Source organism: Vibrio sp. B7 (genome assembly GCF_963888765.1).
GTDB lineage: Bacteria > Pseudomonadota > Gammaproteobacteria > Enterobacterales > Vibrionaceae > Vibrio > Vibrio anguillarum.
Genome location: NZ_CAWPKR010000002.1, coordinates 112,218 through 128,078, shown reverse-complemented (window position 1 = coordinate 128,078; position 15,861 = coordinate 112,218). Strand labels below are relative to the sequence as shown.

Genomic DNA, 15,861 nt, shown 5'->3' with positions numbered 1-15,861 from the left:
ATAAAAAAAGCTTGGTTGTTATACCAAGCTTTTTCATATTCAGTTTAAGCGATTATTCGCCCGCAATTTTCATCGATTCAAGTAAAATAGACCCGGTTTGGATTTGCGAGCGTGTTTCGACATCACTCCCTACCGCCACCATCTGCTGGAACATATCTTTCAAATTACCCGCGATAGTAATCTCAGATACAGGGTATTGAATCACACCGTTTTCAACCCAGAAACCAGCGGCGCCACGCGAATAATCACCTGTCACTGCATTAACACCTTGGCCCATCACTTCAGTGACTAACAAGCCTGTGCCTAACGCTTTAAGCATCTGTTCAAAATTTTGTCCTGTGGATTGAACATACCAGTTATGGATGCCACCCGCATGACCAGTTGGAGTCATCTTCATTTTACGAGCGGCATAGCTGCTCAGAAGATAAGTCGAGAGCACGCCATCGGTAATGATTTGGCGGTCTTGAGTAAATACCCCTTCACTATCAAATGGGCTTGATGCCAACCCACGTAATACATGGGGTTTTTCGGCAATATTGAACCAATCGGGTAAAATTTTCTCGCCTAACTTATCAAGTAAAAAGGAAGATTTACGATACAAGCTGCCACCACTGATCGCCATCACCAAATGGCCAATCAAACCTGTCGCTACATCTGCGGCAAACATCACCGGAACTTTGCCCGTCTTCAGTTTTTTTGCATCTAAACGGCTGATGGTTTTTTCTGCAGCTTGTTGCCCGACCAGCTCTGGCGACCATAAATCGTCGCGGTGACGTGCAACGGTATAGCTATAATCACGCTCCATCTCACCATTTTTACCCTCACCGATCACGCAGCAGCTAATGCTATGACGGCTAGAGGCATAACTCGCGAGCAAACCATGGCTATTACCATACACTTTCACACCGTAATGGCTGTCATAACTTGCGCCATCACTTTGTTTGATCTTGTTGCTGTAAGCTAACGCTTTCTCTTCTGCAGCAATGGCAATTTTAGCGGCCATGTCCGGGTTAGGTTCATCGGGATGGAAGAGATCTAAATCAGGAATATTTCGCACCATTAGCTCTTGAGGTGCAGGGCCTGCATAAGGATCTTCAGAAGTGTAAAGCGCAATATCAAGCGCTGCTGCGACCGTCTGCGCAATTGCTTTTTCACTGAGATCTGACGTCGACGCACTGCCTTTACGTTGCCCACGATACACGGTGATGCCTAACGCCCCATCACTGTTAAATTCTACGTTTTCAACTTCACACATTCGCGTCGAAACACTCAGGCCGGTACTTTTGGTGATCGCCACTTCGGCAGCATCAGAACTGAGCGCAGCCATCTCTAATGCCTTAGCAACCGCCGCTTCAAGTTCGATGCGCTGCTGAGCAACTTGTTGTTTTACGTCCATATCTCATCAATTATTAGCAAACAATGTCATTAGGATAACAAGAATTTCGCTTTCTCCCCACGATTCTTGCTAAAATAGCTGACATACATAACTCAATAGATGAAGAAAATGGCGCGTAAGAATCAAAAAGCTCCTTGGGAAGAAGAAGAGGAGATCATTTGGGTTAGCAAAACCGAAATGAAAAACGACATGACTGAGCTACAAAAACTGGGTGAAGAGCTGGTTGCTCTGAAGCCGTCTCAGTTAGCAAAAATCCCGATGTCTGAAGATTTGATGGATGCCATCAAAGATGCTCAGCGTTTTAGCATGGAAGCCAGACGCCGCCAACTGCAATACATTGGAAAAATGATGCGTACCATCGATGCCGAACCAATTCAAGCGGCATTGGATAAACTGCGTAACAAGCACTCACAAAATACCGCCATGCTGCACAAGCTCGAACAGATGCGTGATCGTATTGTGGAGAAAGGTGACAGCGCGATTGAAGATGCGATGGCACTCTATCCAGAGATGGATCGTCAACGTCTGCGCCAATTAGCGCGTCAAGCAAATAAAGAGAAAGCCAACAGCAAACCACCAAGAGCATCACGAGAGATTTTCCAAGTGCTCAGAGAGCATAACGATAAGTCAGTGTAACCTGTCATAGTGCTGATTAGACGCAAAAACCTCACCTAAACGTGTGAGGTTTTTTTTATTCCCCTGCACGCACAAAATCACTGAGCTGCGCGTCTGCGTGTTGCGCAGAAAGTGCCTCAATGCGATCACTCACTAACACATGTCCTTGAGCCATAAACGCAAAATGGCTCGCAATCGCTTTGGCATCACTGATGTGGTGCGTCACCATCACTACAGTGATCTCTCTTTCTGCGGCTAACTGCTTAACCAAAAGCAGCATCTCTTCTCTGAGCAGCGGATCCAAGGCGGAAAAGGGCTCATCCAGCAGCCAGATAGGATGTGGTTGTACAAAACAGCGCGCCAGAGCAACTCGTTGACGCTGCCCCCCTGAGAGCTGCTCAGGCAAGCGATCAAGTAGCGCAGCCAAACCCACTTGCTGCGCGGCGCACTCCACTAACGCCTTTTGCGAAGTGGTTAATTTCAGCCCCGGATGTAACCCAAGGCTAATATTTTCACGCACAGTGAGATGGGCAAAAAGATTGTGCTCTTGAAACAGCATCGAAAAAGGACGCAAGTGTGGCTCCTGCCCAAGTAAGGATTGCCCTTGCACTTGGATATCGCCGCTTTTCGGTGCAATAAAGCCCGCAACTAAGCTCAGTAAAGTTGACTTGCCCGCGCCACTTGGCCCCATCAAAGAGAGAATCGCCCCTCGCGGTACAGAGAGCGAAAATTCAAACCACTCCTGTTGATACTCATAGTGTACGGCCTTGAGTTCTAACATTGCTTTACCTTTGAATATGAGTGAAATAACCGCTCAATGAGGGCAAAACAACCCACACTGAGTAACAACAGCGTAAGAGAAACCACCGCCGCCGCTTGCATTTGGTAACTGCCCAGCAGTTGGAACAGGTAAAGCGGTAAGGTTCTAAACTCTTGGCTACCAAATAGAGCAATCGCACTTAAATCCCCCATTGAGAGCAAAAAGCTGATCGCAAAGGCATGCGCTAAGGGTTTACGCAACGCACGCAGCTCAATCACTTGCAAACGCTGCCACCCTTTAATGCCAAGGCTGGCACATAACCATTGATATTGCTGCGCGATATGCAGCATAGGTTGCGCCAATGTTTTCAACACATACGGCAATGCCATTAAGCCATTGACGAAAAAAACCACCCAATACGCTAGGCTAAATGCATCGGTCCAGATACGCAGCAACAGAAAAAGCCCGGTGCTGATAACAAGCCCTGGCGTGACCAAAATAATCGCGCCAATCAACTCTAGTTGGTCCGCCTTACGGTTGTGCTGCTGCAGGCGCCAAGCGCGAGTCGTGATCAGTATGGCAACCCCAGCCGAAACAGCAACCACGCTTGCCAATAACGCCACTTGCAGTGAAGCCCAAAGCGCACGCCAGAATTGCTCATCACTCAAGACGTGAAAAAGCTGCGAATTTAAACCGCTCAAGATGACCATCACCAGCGGCGGAAGTACTAACAGCAACGCAAGGAAGATCCATACGCCGTCCCAACATTGCGCTTTTCGATTGTCTCGACTAACCACATAATCACTCGCTTGACGCCCTGTGGTGATGGCTAACGGCTTCGCTAAGCGTGAAATGGATAGAGACAACAGCCCGCATAACAGCATCTGCCACAGCGCAAGCAGCGCGCCGGCTTGTAAATCAAAATCAAATTTGATCGCCTGATAAATCGCCAGCTCAATCGTGGTTGATTTAGGCCCGCCGCCAAGTGCCATCACAGTGGCAAAACTGGTAAAACAGAGCATGAACACCAAACCACAGACATGAGGAAGCTGCTGACGCAAACGCGGCCATTCAACCCAACGAAATTTGTGCCAATGACTCATGCCAAGATGCGCGCATAACTTATGTTGTTCAGCCGGGATCGACTCTAACGCTTGCAGCAATAAACGGCTGGCATACGGGAGATTAAAAAACAGATGCGCCAGTAAAATACCGTTTAATCCGTAAATGGAAAACGGCAGTTTGCTATCAAACCACGCGAGCAGCGAGGCGAGCAGACCGCTATTACCATAAATGGCCAACAAACCAAATACGCCCACCAGCACCGGAAGCACTAAGGTCGTTGCAAACAATTTGATCAGCAGCGCACGTCCGCAAAATCGACGACGGTAAAGTGCGTGAGCAACAGGAACCGCGAAACCAACACTGAGCAGCATCGACAAGCTGGCTTGGTAAAAACTAAATTGAGTAACATGGCGATAATACGGGTCTTGCCATACGTGCATCACATTTAAGCTGGGTGCTTGTAACAGTAACGCCACCAACGCACTGATGACAAAGGTCGCGACAAGCATCGCAACCCCAATGCCTATTTTAGGAATAGCATTCAAACTTTATCGCACCTTAAAACGTTAAGGCGGTTTGCCACTCACGGATCCACGCTTTACGCATCTCAGACACCTCTTGTGCGCTAAAGGTAAGCGCCTTTGGTGGCACAGCCAGCGTTTCAAAACCTTTCGGTAGCGCGACAGACGTCACAGGATACATCCAGTTTCCGGTTGGCATCACCGACTGAAATTGATCACTTAAAATAAAGTGCATGAACTCATCGGCCAATTTGCCGTTATCACTGTGTTTTACTTTCGCAGCCACTTCCACTTGCATGTAGTGTCCTTCGGCAAAATCGGCAGCCGCGTACTTAGCGTCATTTTCCGCAATCAAATGATAGGCTGGAGAGGTAGTGTAAGAGAGCACCAGATCGGACTCACCTTTTAAAAACATCGCATAGGCTTCTGACCAACCTTTGGTGACTGTCACCGTCTTATTGGCGAGCTGTTGCCATGCCAAATTGGCTTTCTCACCATAGACAGATTTCATCCACAGCAGTAAGCCTTGACCGGGTGTTGAAGTACGCGGATCTTGATAAATCACTTTAAGATCATCTCGCTTTTCTACCAACTCTTTTAAGCTTTTCGGTGGGTTTGCTAATTTCTCTTTATTGTAAACAAAGGCAAAATAGCCGTAATCATAAGGAACAAATGTTTCATCACTCCAACCACCGGGTAGCGTGACTTGGCCCGTCTCGACATTATGATCTGCCAATAAGCCAGTCTGTTTGGCCTCGGCCATTAAGTTGTTATCTAAACCGAGTACGATGTCTGCTTTACTGTTATTACCTTCAAGACGCAAACGGTTTAGGATCGATACCCCATCATCGAGTGCCACAAACTGAAGATCGCAAGCGCATTGTGCTTCGAATGCTTTTTCAATCGCCGGTCCCGGGCCCCATTCTGATGCGAACGAGTCATAGGTATAAACGGTAAGGATATTGTCAGCGGCATGCACTGAAAAAGAGGTGATGGTGGCAAGTGCAATGGTATTAAGAGTGGTGTTCAACTGGTCGCTCTCCTTGGTTGAGCGGCACAGGCTTGAGGAGGATGAGAATATTCCATTATTCCTATTCTGAGATCCTAACCCAATTCCTACGCCAGCATTATCTGGTTCAGGTTTACGGGTCCCAAGCTCACGCTTGATCTCAGCAGCATTCATTGAGATGAATGATTTGCTCCCCGTTGAGTGAGGTGGATTGTAATTGGAATTAACGCAATAAGCTACACCGTTGGGCGTGAGTCATATCCCCAACGTGGCACAAGCCCTTGTTCAACGCCTAAATGGTCCAAAATACGCGCCACCATAAAATCGACCAAGTCTTCAATTGACTGCGGCTGATGATAAAAACCGGGGGCTGCGGGCATAATGGTGACGCCCATTTGCGACAACTTGAGCATGTTTTCTAAATGTAAGGTGGAAAACGGAGTTTCGCGCACCACTAACACCAGTTGGCCACGCTCTTTCATCACTACATCGGCAGCACGTTCGATCAAATTATCGGACATGCCATGGGCAATCGCCGCAACGCTACCTGCCGAACATGGGCACACCACCATCTGTTTTGGCGCAGCAGAGCCCGAAGCCACTGGAGAGAACCACTCTTCTTTGCCGCACACGACAAGCTGTGAGGCATCGCAGTGTAAATGTTCCACCAACGCTGCTTTGGCTGCTTCAGTCCCACTGGGCAACTTCAAACCGTGCTCGGTTGCAAGCACAACGCGCGCGGCCGAAGAGATCAGCAGATACACTCGGTAATCTGCAGCCAATAAACACTCCAACAGACGAAGTCCGTAAGGAGCACCTGAAGCGCCAGTAAAGGCTAAAGTGATGTCTTTCTGTTGTGTTGTCATAACTCTCTATTTCGTTTGTGTCGCTGGCATTACATGGCTTGATTTAATGCAAGTAGGAGCTTGTTATGAATACCTTCAAAGCCACCATTGCTCATCACCAAAATGTGATCGCCCGGCTGGGCTTCCTGCGCAATTTGCGCGACGAAAGCATCAATATCATCATTCACTTGCGCTGGTTGTGAGCATTGATCAGCTACATCCTGCACCGACCAAGCAAGATTGTTAGGCTGATAGAGATAAACTGAATCGGCTTGCTGTAATGACGCCGCTAAAGTTTGCTTATGTACGCCCAACTTCATCGTAGCCGAACGAGGCTCTAAAACCGCGATAATTTTCTGATCGCCTACCTTGTTACGTAAACCACCCAAAGTAAGTTCAATGGCCGTTGGATGATGAGCAAAATCGTCATACAACGTAATACCGTTCACTTCGCCTTTGAGCTCTAAACGACGTTTGGTATTGATAAATTTGCCCAAAGCTTGACAGGCTAAATCTGGTGTGACCCCCACGTGACGCGCCGCGCCAATCGCCATTAAGGCGTTATCGACATTATGATCGCCAACCAAATCCCAAGTCACGCGCCCCACGCGTTCATTGTCAAAGAACACATCAAATTGCGAACCATCACGCGTGATTTTTTCAGCTTTCCACTGCACTTGCTCGCCGGTAAACTCGGTTTCGCTCCAGCAGCCACGTGCGAGAACATCCGCTAATGCGCGCTCTTTTTGCGGAGCAAAAATACGACCATTGCCCGGAACAGTACGCACTAGATGATGAAATTGGCGCTTAATCGCTTCAAGATCGTCAAAAATGTCCGCATGATCAAACTCTAAATTATTCAACACTAAAGTGCGTGGATGATAATGGACAAACTTAGAACGCTTATCGAAAAAAGCACTGTCATATTCATCGGCTTCAACCACAAAAAACATGCTTTCGCCCAAACGCGCAGAAATGCCAAAGTTGCCAAGTACGCCTCCCACCAAAAAGCCCGGTTGGTAACCGCAATCTTCTAAGATCCACGCCAACATGCTCGACGTGGTGGTTTTACCGTGTGTACCAGCCACCGCAAGAACCCAGCGGTCATGCAACAGGAACTCTTGCAACCATTGCGGGCCAGAGGTGTAACGCAAGTTGTGGTTCAGCACATATTCAACACACGGATTGCCGCGACTCATGGCGTTGCCAATCACCACCAAATCAGGCTTGGGCTCTAATTGAGCAGGGTCAAAACCTTCGATAATCTCGATCCCTTGAGACTCCAATAACGTACTCATCGGTGGGTAAACGTTGGCGTCGCTGCCGGTAACTTTATGACCTAATTGCCGCGCTAAAACGGCAACACCGCCCATAAACGTACCGCAAATCCCAAGAATGTGAATATGCATAAATCCTAGCCTCGCACATGGCGTTGTGAGTGATTGCCTCCATTATCACCATCCATTTAAGAAAAGCGAGCATGTTTGCAACTTCTAAAAAGTCGACAAACAAATTGAGATCTCAATCTGTTACTTCATTACCATTAAAAAGATCTAAGCCCTAAAATCGCAGTGTTACCCAAACGTTATCAAATGGGTCACTCGTTTCGGCCGACATCCCAACAAGAGGATGCGTTGTGAAACAATCACTCCCCCCTATATAGCTATGTTAAGGAAATAACATGTCTGAGATTCGCACTCTTGGCGAGTTTATTGTTGAGAAACAACATGACTTCCCCCACGCAAGCGGTGATCTTTCATCTCTGTTGTCCTCTATTCGTCTTGCTGCAAAGATTGTTAATAGAGAAATCAACAAAGCAGGCCTTGCTGATATTACCGGTGCAGTTGGTACGGATAATATTCAAGGCGAAGAACAACAAAAACTCGATGTCTACGCCAACGAAAAATTTAAAGCGGCGCTTGAAGCGCGCGATCAAGTGTGTGGTGTCGCCAGTGAAGAAGAAGATGAAGCGGTTGCGTTTAGCAAAGAGCTCAACAAAAACGCAAAATACGTGGTGTTGATGGACCCGCTGGACGGCTCATCCAACATCGATGTCAATGTCTCTGTCGGCACGATTTTTTCTATTTATCGCCGCGTATCGCCAGTCGGCACGCCACCAACACAAGAAGACTTCTTACAACCCGGTAATAAACAGGTTGCGGCTGGTTATGTTATTTACGGCTCTTCAACCATGTTGGTGTATACCACTGGCAACGGCGTGAATGGCTTTACTTATGATCCGTCACTCGGCACCTTCTATCTTTCACACCCCAATATGATGACCTTCGATGATGGTAAAATTTACTCCATCAATGAAGGTAACTACATCCGCTTCCCAACTGGCGTCAAAAAATACATTAAATACTGCCAAGAGAATGTGCCTGAAGATAATCGCCCTTACACCTCACGTTACATTGGTTCGCTAGTGGCGGATTTTCACCGTAACCTGCTCAAAGGTGGGATCTATCTATACCCAAGCACGCAAAGCCATCCAAACGGCAAGCTGCGTCTATTGTATGAATGCAATCCTATGGCGTTTTTGATTGAACAAGCAGGCGGTATTGCTTCTGACGGTGTCAATCGCGTGTTGGATATTAAGCCGACAGAACTGCATCAACGTGTGCCATTCTTCTGCGGTTCAAAAAATATGGTCCATAAATTGGAAGAGTTCTTGGAACTCAATCGCGATTAAATCAGCTCAATGAGCGCCTAACTCTAGGCGCTTTTTTTATCGATAAATATGAGGCAAGACTCTCTTTTTACGGTTTACACCGTTTCCTATTTACCGCTAAAGTTGCAACACAAGCGTTTACGTTCTGTTAATCAACCCAAAACAATTCAAGTCCAGCGACGAAAAAGGAAATGCTAAATGAGCTTAAACAACGTTCCGGCAGGAAAATCACTGCCTGATGATATTTACGTGGTGATTGAAATTCCAGCCAACGCCGACCCAATCAAATACGAAGTCGACAAAGAATCTGGCGCGGTATTTGTGGACCGTTTCATGTCTTCACCTATGTTCTACCCATGCAACTACGGTTATGTGAATCACACCTTATCGCTCGATGGCGATCCTGTCGATGTGTTGGTGCCCACGCCTTATCCGCTCATGCCAGGCTCGGTGATTCGCTGCCGCCCAGTTGGCGTATTGAAGATGACCGATGAGTCTGGTGAAGATGCCAAAGTGGTGGCGGTTCCTCACTCCAAGCTCACCAAAGAGTACGACCACATTCAAGACGTAAATGACCTGCCAGCACTACTGAAGGCGCAAATTACACAGTTCTTTGAACGCTATAAAGAGCTTGAAGCGGGCAAATGGGTCAAAGTCGATGGATGGGAAGATGCCGCTGCCGCGCGAGCTGAAATCCTGACTTCATTTGAACGTGCTCAAAAGTAGTCACCATCATTAAACAGTCACGATAGTTATATACCCAAACAACTTGGAGTTGCAGGTAGGCGGCAAGTGAGTGAGTCCCCATGAGCATAGGCAAACTGTGTGATTGGGGTGAACGAACGTAGCCAACACCGCTGCAGCTTCAAGTAGGAAGGGGATAAGTGTCGTTATAAATAAAAAGCCACATCCTGCTAATATGCGGTGTGGCTTTTTTATTTCCATTTTCAACGCCGTTCGTTAAACCCGTTGGCACCAGTCTCCAGAATTAATCACAGCAGTAAGACGGCTGTGATCTTGATAGAGATAAATCCACGCACGGCCAAATGGGGTTTCGATCGTTTCACGGCGATATTCGATGGGAATATCTTCTAAAAGATCGAGTTTTGCTAGTGTCTGCTCATCCACTCGATATACCTCACCGACTATCGATTGCTGTCCCTGAGCCAAGCCAGGATATGGACCTAGATCATACAGCGCGTAGTCAGCCGGCGTGTAGAACGATCTTAACATTTCGCTTTTTTCGAGTAGATGCGCATTACTTTCACCACGGCGTAATGTGCCGTAGACAAAAACCAGATGTTGCATATAACTGTCCCTAGTTAAATTCAAACTGATACAAAAGATCCACCGCGCTATCTAAGCCGGATACCGCTTCAACGTACAAATCCCTCATCAAGCGGTAACGCACGGTAAATTCGCCCACCGAGCTGAAAATACCAACACCATATTTCACTTGTAGCCCCGGTAAAATATAGCCGCTTACCGTCACTTGTGAATCATCACCGGAACCAGCCGTATCCAATTGCAGATCTTGCACGCCGAAGGCTTGACCAATTTCGCCCACCACCTTACCGCTTTGTGCCAAGCTCAAACCAATCAGTGCAGTGGTCATCGCATTGCCACCCGCCTCGCCATCAATATTCTGACCACGAAGTAGGTAAGAAAGTGCATTGGCTTGTGGCATCGCGGGTTCTGAAAAAATGGAGACTGCGGGTTCATCGGCAGAGCCGGTCACTTTTACCCCTGCAATCACGCCATCTTGTGTGTTATCTGGGTTGCGCACCGCTTTAATCGAAACATAAGGTTGATCAACCGGTCCATTCATTAAAATTTTGCCTTCTTGGATCAGCAAATCTTGTCCAAAGGATCGATACGAACCATTTTGGATATTTACTTCTCCAGTAATAAAAGGGCCTTTATCCTTTTGCGCCACATTGAGGCGGCCAATCAAGCCGCCTTGCAAACCAAAGGCACTGAGCCGGAAATCATCACCAATCGAGATGTTTACATTCGTTTCAACGTTAAATGGCATGACGCTTTGCTCGCTCACAGGCTGTAAAGCAGCGTCCAATATCACTTGATCTTTGGAGACACCAATCGCGCTCGGAGGCAACTCTTCTACCACGATACGTCCCCAAGGCAGGTTAATATTCCCTGTCACAGTGGCCAGTTGAGGTTCTAGTGTGATGCTCATATCTGGGATAACTTTAATCTTGACGATAGGCGGCAGATCCACCAATAGCTCATCGGCCAACACGCGCAGGTTGGCACGCCACTGCTCCATTTTCTGCCAGTCGGCATCCCCCTTGATACTCAACTCGCCATCCGCAGTTTGAATCGCTGCATTGAGCAAGGCTTGGTAACCATTAAAGTCCATCGCCACTCGGCCCGAGGTAACATCAAGCGGCGAAATATCGCCTTTGACGACAATGTCATCCACCACCACGCTGCCCATCACTTTCGGGTGCAACATCGGCCCACTGAAGGCAAGTTGACTGCTAATCTTCGATTTCGCTTGGCTATAATCCCCAAGCAGCGGCTGTAGAAAATCAATATTAAAAGTGGAAAGCGTTAATGCGCCATCCATCATTTTTTCTTTTGCCATTAGATCCGCAATGGTGATTTGCCCCGACAGATCGCCATTATCGGTCACATCCACTAGCCAACGAGCAAACAGCTTGTTCTGTTCAAGCGTACTTTCAATAGTGACGCTATCCCAACCTAAAGTAATGGCTTGGTCGATGTGCTGCGTGACTGCACCTTGGCTTAAGCTGAGTGACACTTTCGCTTGAGGCGCGGCATTGGGCGCCCATTGAGCTGTGAGACTGACATCGGCTTGGCCTTTAAGTTGAGTCTCTTGCGGTAAAAACATTGCGATTTGCTGAAAATCAAAATGATTGAGAGAGAGCTCGGCCGCACCACTTTGCCCCACAGTCGCGTCTTTATCTAAGCAGAGCGATGCTCCCTCTTGCTGCCAACAATGCGCGGCAATCGTGGCTTGTTGTTTCTCGATATTAACCGCAACAGGTGTCGCTTGGTTTAATAGCCACGGCCCTTGTTCTGTGGACAGTTGTACTCGTTCCAGCGCACCTTGCCACTGCATCGTCGGCTTATCTTCAAAAGATCCGCTGATCGCCAAGCTGGTTGAAATCAGATTTGAAATGACGTCTAAGCTCAGTTGATGCTGCGCCTGCGTACCTGAAAAACGCAAGTCCACACTATCAACTAACTGCTGCTGGTAGCCCAACTGGCTCGCCTGCAATTTCACTTCGGCTTGTGGCACAGGAAGTGGCGTAACATCACCAGTTAAAGTCACCTGCTTTAAGGTCGCTTGTTGCTGCCAAGCAAGATCATTTGCATTGAGGCGCAGCTTGATTTGTGGCTGCTGCAAATCACCACGCAGATAAATATCGCCAATCACTTTGCCGTGCAAATCAGGAACACTTTTCACCAGATCCGTAAAATCAACCGATAAGCCCATACGCCACTCTTTATCCAGCTCACCTTTGGCCGTAATCTGGTTGGGTCCATGGGCTAACGTTAAGCCGCTGGTCGACACAGTAAAAGCGCCTTTCCCTGTCATATCTGATGCGTTTAATTGACCTTCAATATTCAGTGGGTAGCCACGCAACACACCCTCAATATCCAAAATAGGTAGCGCAACGTTCCAACCGCCCTGCTCGGTCAGCTCACCCGTAGTTTCGAGCTTACCGCTGATCACGCCTTCGGCTTGCGGCCACTGTAATCCCGGCTGAATCTGCTCTAAATTCAGCGCCGCTTGCCAGTGAATTGGGGCTTGCCAGTTGGCCATCACTTGGCCAGCAATTTGCCCCCCTAAGGTATCGATGAGCAAAGAATCTAAGTTGATTTGCTGTAAAGTGCCTTTACCAGCAACATCCAGCGTCACATCGGGCAGATCTTTACCTTGCAGTTGGCCATTGAGCGCCACGCTATATCCGTCGAGTGAGCCTTGAGTTTTTAAACTCGGCACGCGAACAAAATAGTCTCCTTGCCCAATCAATGGCCACTGTGCTTGAACATCATCCAACGAAATATCAAACGGGATCTCAGGTTGCAGTAGCGCCAATTGCGCATTTAAGTTTGCTTGCGCAAGCCCGCCCAGTTTCGCGTTGAGCGTTAAATCACCCAAGCTACCCGAAGCCTCTAGTGCCAGTGTTTGCCCCTGAGCTTCGGCCATTTTGAGCGTGCTTTTTAAAGAGAGATTGAGCGGATAGTCTCCCTTCAACTGCGCATCAGCTTTTAGGTTAGCAATCAATTGTGGCAGCTCAAGCTCAAGTGATTTTAATGAAACACTGCTCTGATAAGCATTGGCGACCAAACCAAGATGCTTGACAACCAAAGGCTCAGCTTGCTGAAGAGTAAACTGATTGATATCAAAACGCTCCACTTCCAATTGCAGCGGAATGATCACCTCTGGCAAGGTGATGGGCGTTTTCACCGCAGGTGCCGCCGTCGATGATACGGTTGTGGATGGAGTGGATTTGGATTGTGCGCTTGAGGCTGAATCGACATCTTCATTGGTCGCAAGCTTCAGTTGAATATCGCTCCAACTGGTTTTGCCAATTCGTAAGCGATTACCTTGAAATGAGGCATGAGTAGAAAATTGCTTCCATGCCAGCGTATTACCCAAAATATCCAGCTGAATATCATTGAGCTCCACACGGCCAACCTTAATTGGCACCGGTGTAGAGATTGACGTAATGGGATCAGAGGCAGACGAAGACTCACCTTGCGTCGAAGGAGGAAGCTCTGGCAGTGCCAGCCTTAATCCACTGATCGCAAGTTCATTTAAGCAAATTGAAGGCTCCAATAAGCAGCTAGCACTTATGGCTAATGTCACGCGCTGCACATCGAGATCGAGCTTTAATGCTTCATCGGAAAAGGTGACTTGGTTGAGCGTGAAACGTGGAAAAATTGCACCTTGAGCGCTGGCAACCTGCAGTTGTGGCAGTGCTTTTTGTGCTCCCCACAACAGACCGTTAAGCCCTGTATTGGTAAACAACAAGGCTGCGAGTGCAATAAATACCGCGCCCAACAAGGTGAATAAAATCGCCGATGCCCATTTGGTTATCTTCAACATCACTTTGGTCATAGTTCAGGCCCCAAGGTGAAATGCAGCTGAAATTCATCGCCGGGATTAGCGTCAAGCCCCCATGCAAAATCTAAGCGGATCGGTCCAACCGGAGAAGCCCAGCGAATCCCAGCCCCCACACCAGTTTTCCAATCCGGCGAGTCATTAAAGGCATCGCCATAATCGACAAACAGTGCGCCCCACCAATTTCCAACCAAGCGATATTGATACTCCAACGAACTGGTGGCGATGTATTTGGCCCCAGTCAGTGCGCCGCTGGCATCTTTAGGTGAGATAGATTGATAGCTATACCCTCGTAAATTGTTATCGCCACCAGCAAAGAAGCGCAGAGAAGGCGAGAGTTTGTCAAACTCTTCACTGAAGTTTGCGCCGCCGTCTAAACGCAATAAACCACGGTGGTTTTGCCCAGCGCTGCGTATCCAAGCAGTGCCCGCCAACAACCGCACCACACGCGTTTCAGAGACGAAATTAGGATCGCCATACTCAAGTGTGATGCTCTGTTTATCGCCCCACATCGGCATTGAACCACCACGAACACGCGTACGAGAATAGGTCGCTCCCGGTAATACAAACTGGCCGACATCGCTTTGCAAACCTTGTTCGTAGTTTTCTATCAAATAACGAACGAATAGGGTTCGATGCCAACCACCATCACGCAGCCAGTGGCGTTCAAACGATAAGTTAGACTCCAAACTCTTCGTATCACGGTTATCGACATTCTTCATTCCATACTGAATTCGATAATATTCACGCCGCACATCTTCTAGCGGTATTTTGTAGCCGGCGGTAATAGTCTGCTCTGGGGCAGAAAGGGAGAAACTGCTATCAAAACTGTGGCCGAGGCTGTTAACCCAAGGTTTCTTCCACTTGAATGAACCACGCACTCCCACATCCGTTGAGTAACCTAAACCGGTTTCAAGCTGATTTCGAGCTTGCGGTGCAAGGGAAACCTTCATCGGCAGTTCGCGACCGTTCTCCAGTTGGCTAAGATCGGGTTCAACAAAAACAGAGGAAAACCAATCGGTATTGGATAAGTTTTGGTTATATTCCCCTACCTTGGAAACAAGGTAAGGATCATTGGTTTTATAGGGCTGAAGTGAGCGAACTCGCTGATCTTCAATTTGGCTGCCAGTAATGAGCGAGGGACCAAAATGGTAACGAATACCACTGTTAAAATGAAGGCGTACGAAAGCTTCATTCAACTCTGGCGCAACTTCCAGACGGCTTAATTCAAAATTCCCGTTAAAATAACCTTTTTGCAACGCTAAGTTACGGATACCCGATTTCAAAGCATCGTACTGGCCATGATTAACGGCCGCGCCCACTTTAAGGGCATTGCGGTTAATGAGATTGGCAAAATCAGCATCAGATTCAGCTTCCCCGCTGATCACCACATCCATCTCTTTAATGGTTGTTAGCGGTCCAGGATTGATATTGACCATCAGCTCTTGCTCATCGCTCACCACCACAAACTCAAATTGAGGATGGTAGTAACCCAGCGCGACAAGCGCTTCCGTCATGCTTTTCTCTAAACGAGATTGAAAACGAAGATGCGTTGAATAGTCGCTCTCTGGAATCGACGATAAATAGGCTTCAACGTTGTTTTCTAATTCACCCTCTAAACCATTAATGGTTAACGCCACCTTGGCGTACGCCGAAGTGGAAATAAGTAGCATCGTGAATAGAACTGGTAATGATTTTCGTCTCATGCTTAATTAAAGGAACAGTTGAGTAAACAGATCGTTAATAGATGGAAATCATACCGCCAATAGCAAGCTCCGTCTGTATGAAATCAGTCAATTATTCGGGCTGAATGTGAAACAGTGGCTCAACAACAATAAATAAAGCCAAAAATCGGTACAC

12 protein-coding genes and 1 riboswitch are annotated in these 15,861 nt (G+C 47.7%); of the genes, 3 read left to right on the top strand and 9 right to left on the bottom strand.

Features of this window, described 5'->3' with window-relative positions; genetic code table 11:
* Positions 1–52: 52 nt before the first annotated feature.
* Positions 53–1,396, bottom strand: coding sequence for a metalloprotease PmbA (gene pmbA / locus AACV32_RS01525; protein ID WP_017049794.1), 1,344 nt, complete (start codon positions 1,394–1,396; stop codon positions 53–55).
* 108 nt (positions 1,397–1,504) lie between these two features.
* Between pmbA and yjgA the strand changes: the two genes are divergently transcribed.
* Positions 1,505–2,032, top strand: coding sequence for a ribosome biogenesis factor YjgA (gene yjgA / locus AACV32_RS01520; protein ID WP_010318810.1), 528 nt, complete (start codon positions 1,505–1,507; stop codon positions 2,030–2,032).
* 55 nt (positions 2,033–2,087) lie between these two features.
* Here yjgA and thiQ read toward each other — a convergent pair whose 3' ends face one another.
* The 5 genes from thiQ to mpl all read right to left on the bottom strand — a co-directional run bounded on the left by thiQ (position 2,088) and on the right by mpl (position 7,620).
* Positions 2,088–2,792, bottom strand: coding sequence for a thiamine ABC transporter ATP-binding protein (gene thiQ / locus AACV32_RS01515; protein ID WP_013855963.1), 705 nt, complete (start codon positions 2,790–2,792; stop codon positions 2,088–2,090).
* Positions 2,786–4,381: a thiamine/thiamine pyrophosphate ABC transporter permease ThiP gene (gene thiP / locus AACV32_RS01510; RefSeq protein ID WP_017049792.1), complete on the bottom strand. Its 1,596-nt coding sequence runs from the start codon at positions 4,379–4,381 to the stop codon at positions 2,786–2,788. The genes thiQ and thiP overlap by 7 nt, the downstream gene beginning before the upstream one ends.
* Before the next feature lie 13 nt (positions 4,382–4,394).
* Entirely contained in the window at positions 4,395–5,387 is a 993-nt protein-coding gene (gene thiB / locus AACV32_RS01505) for a thiamine ABC transporter substrate binding subunit (RefSeq protein ID WP_026028552.1), read from the bottom strand.
* 66 nt (positions 5,388–5,453) lie between these two features.
* Positions 5,454–5,573, bottom strand: a riboswitch (TPP riboswitch).
* A gap of 29 nt (positions 5,574–5,602) precedes the next feature.
* Positions 5,603–6,232, bottom strand: coding sequence for a flavin prenyltransferase UbiX (locus AACV32_RS01500; protein WP_170895593.1), 630 nt, complete (start codon positions 6,230–6,232; stop codon positions 5,603–5,605).
* 29 nt (positions 6,233–6,261) lie between these two features.
* On the bottom strand, positions 6,262–7,620 hold the full coding sequence (mpl, locus tag AACV32_RS01495; RefSeq protein ID WP_047690476.1) for a UDP-N-acetylmuramate:L-alanyl-gamma-D-glutamyl-meso-diaminopimelate ligase: 1,359 nt from the start codon (positions 7,618–7,620) through the stop codon (positions 6,262–6,264).
* A gap of 272 nt (positions 7,621–7,892) precedes the next feature.
* On the opposite strand from mpl, the gene fbp reads away from it, so the two are divergent.
* Both fbp and ppa read left to right on the top strand, forming a co-directional pair.
* On the top strand, positions 7,893–8,903 hold the full coding sequence (fbp, locus tag AACV32_RS01490) for a class 1 fructose-bisphosphatase (RefSeq protein WP_013855958.1): 1,011 nt from the start codon (positions 7,893–7,895) through the stop codon (positions 8,901–8,903).
* Between the two features lie 177 nt (positions 8,904–9,080).
* Positions 9,081–9,608, top strand: a complete 528-nt coding sequence (gene ppa, locus AACV32_RS01485) for an inorganic diphosphatase (RefSeq protein WP_010318803.1) — start codon at positions 9,081–9,083, stop codon at positions 9,606–9,608.
* Between the two features lie 234 nt (positions 9,609–9,842).
* Here the strand turns inward: ppa and AACV32_RS01480 are convergent, their stop codons facing one another.
* The 3 genes from AACV32_RS01480 to tamA are packed head-to-tail and all read right to left on the bottom strand — an operon-like array spanning position 9,843 to position 15,707.
* Positions 9,843–10,190, bottom strand: coding sequence for a gamma-glutamylcyclotransferase family protein (locus AACV32_RS01480; protein WP_170895592.1), 348 nt, complete (start codon positions 10,188–10,190; stop codon positions 9,843–9,845).
* A gap of 10 nt (positions 10,191–10,200) precedes the next feature.
* On the bottom strand, positions 10,201–13,998 hold the full coding sequence (gene tamB / locus AACV32_RS01475) for an autotransporter assembly complex protein TamB (RefSeq protein WP_170895591.1): 3,798 nt from the start codon (positions 13,996–13,998) through the stop codon (positions 10,201–10,203).
* Positions 13,995–15,707, bottom strand: a complete 1,713-nt coding sequence (gene tamA, locus AACV32_RS01470; protein WP_013855954.1) for an autotransporter assembly complex protein TamA — start codon at positions 15,705–15,707, stop codon at positions 13,995–13,997. Before tamA ends, tamB begins: the two co-directional genes overlap by 4 nt.
* Positions 15,708–15,861 lie beyond the last annotated feature (154 nt).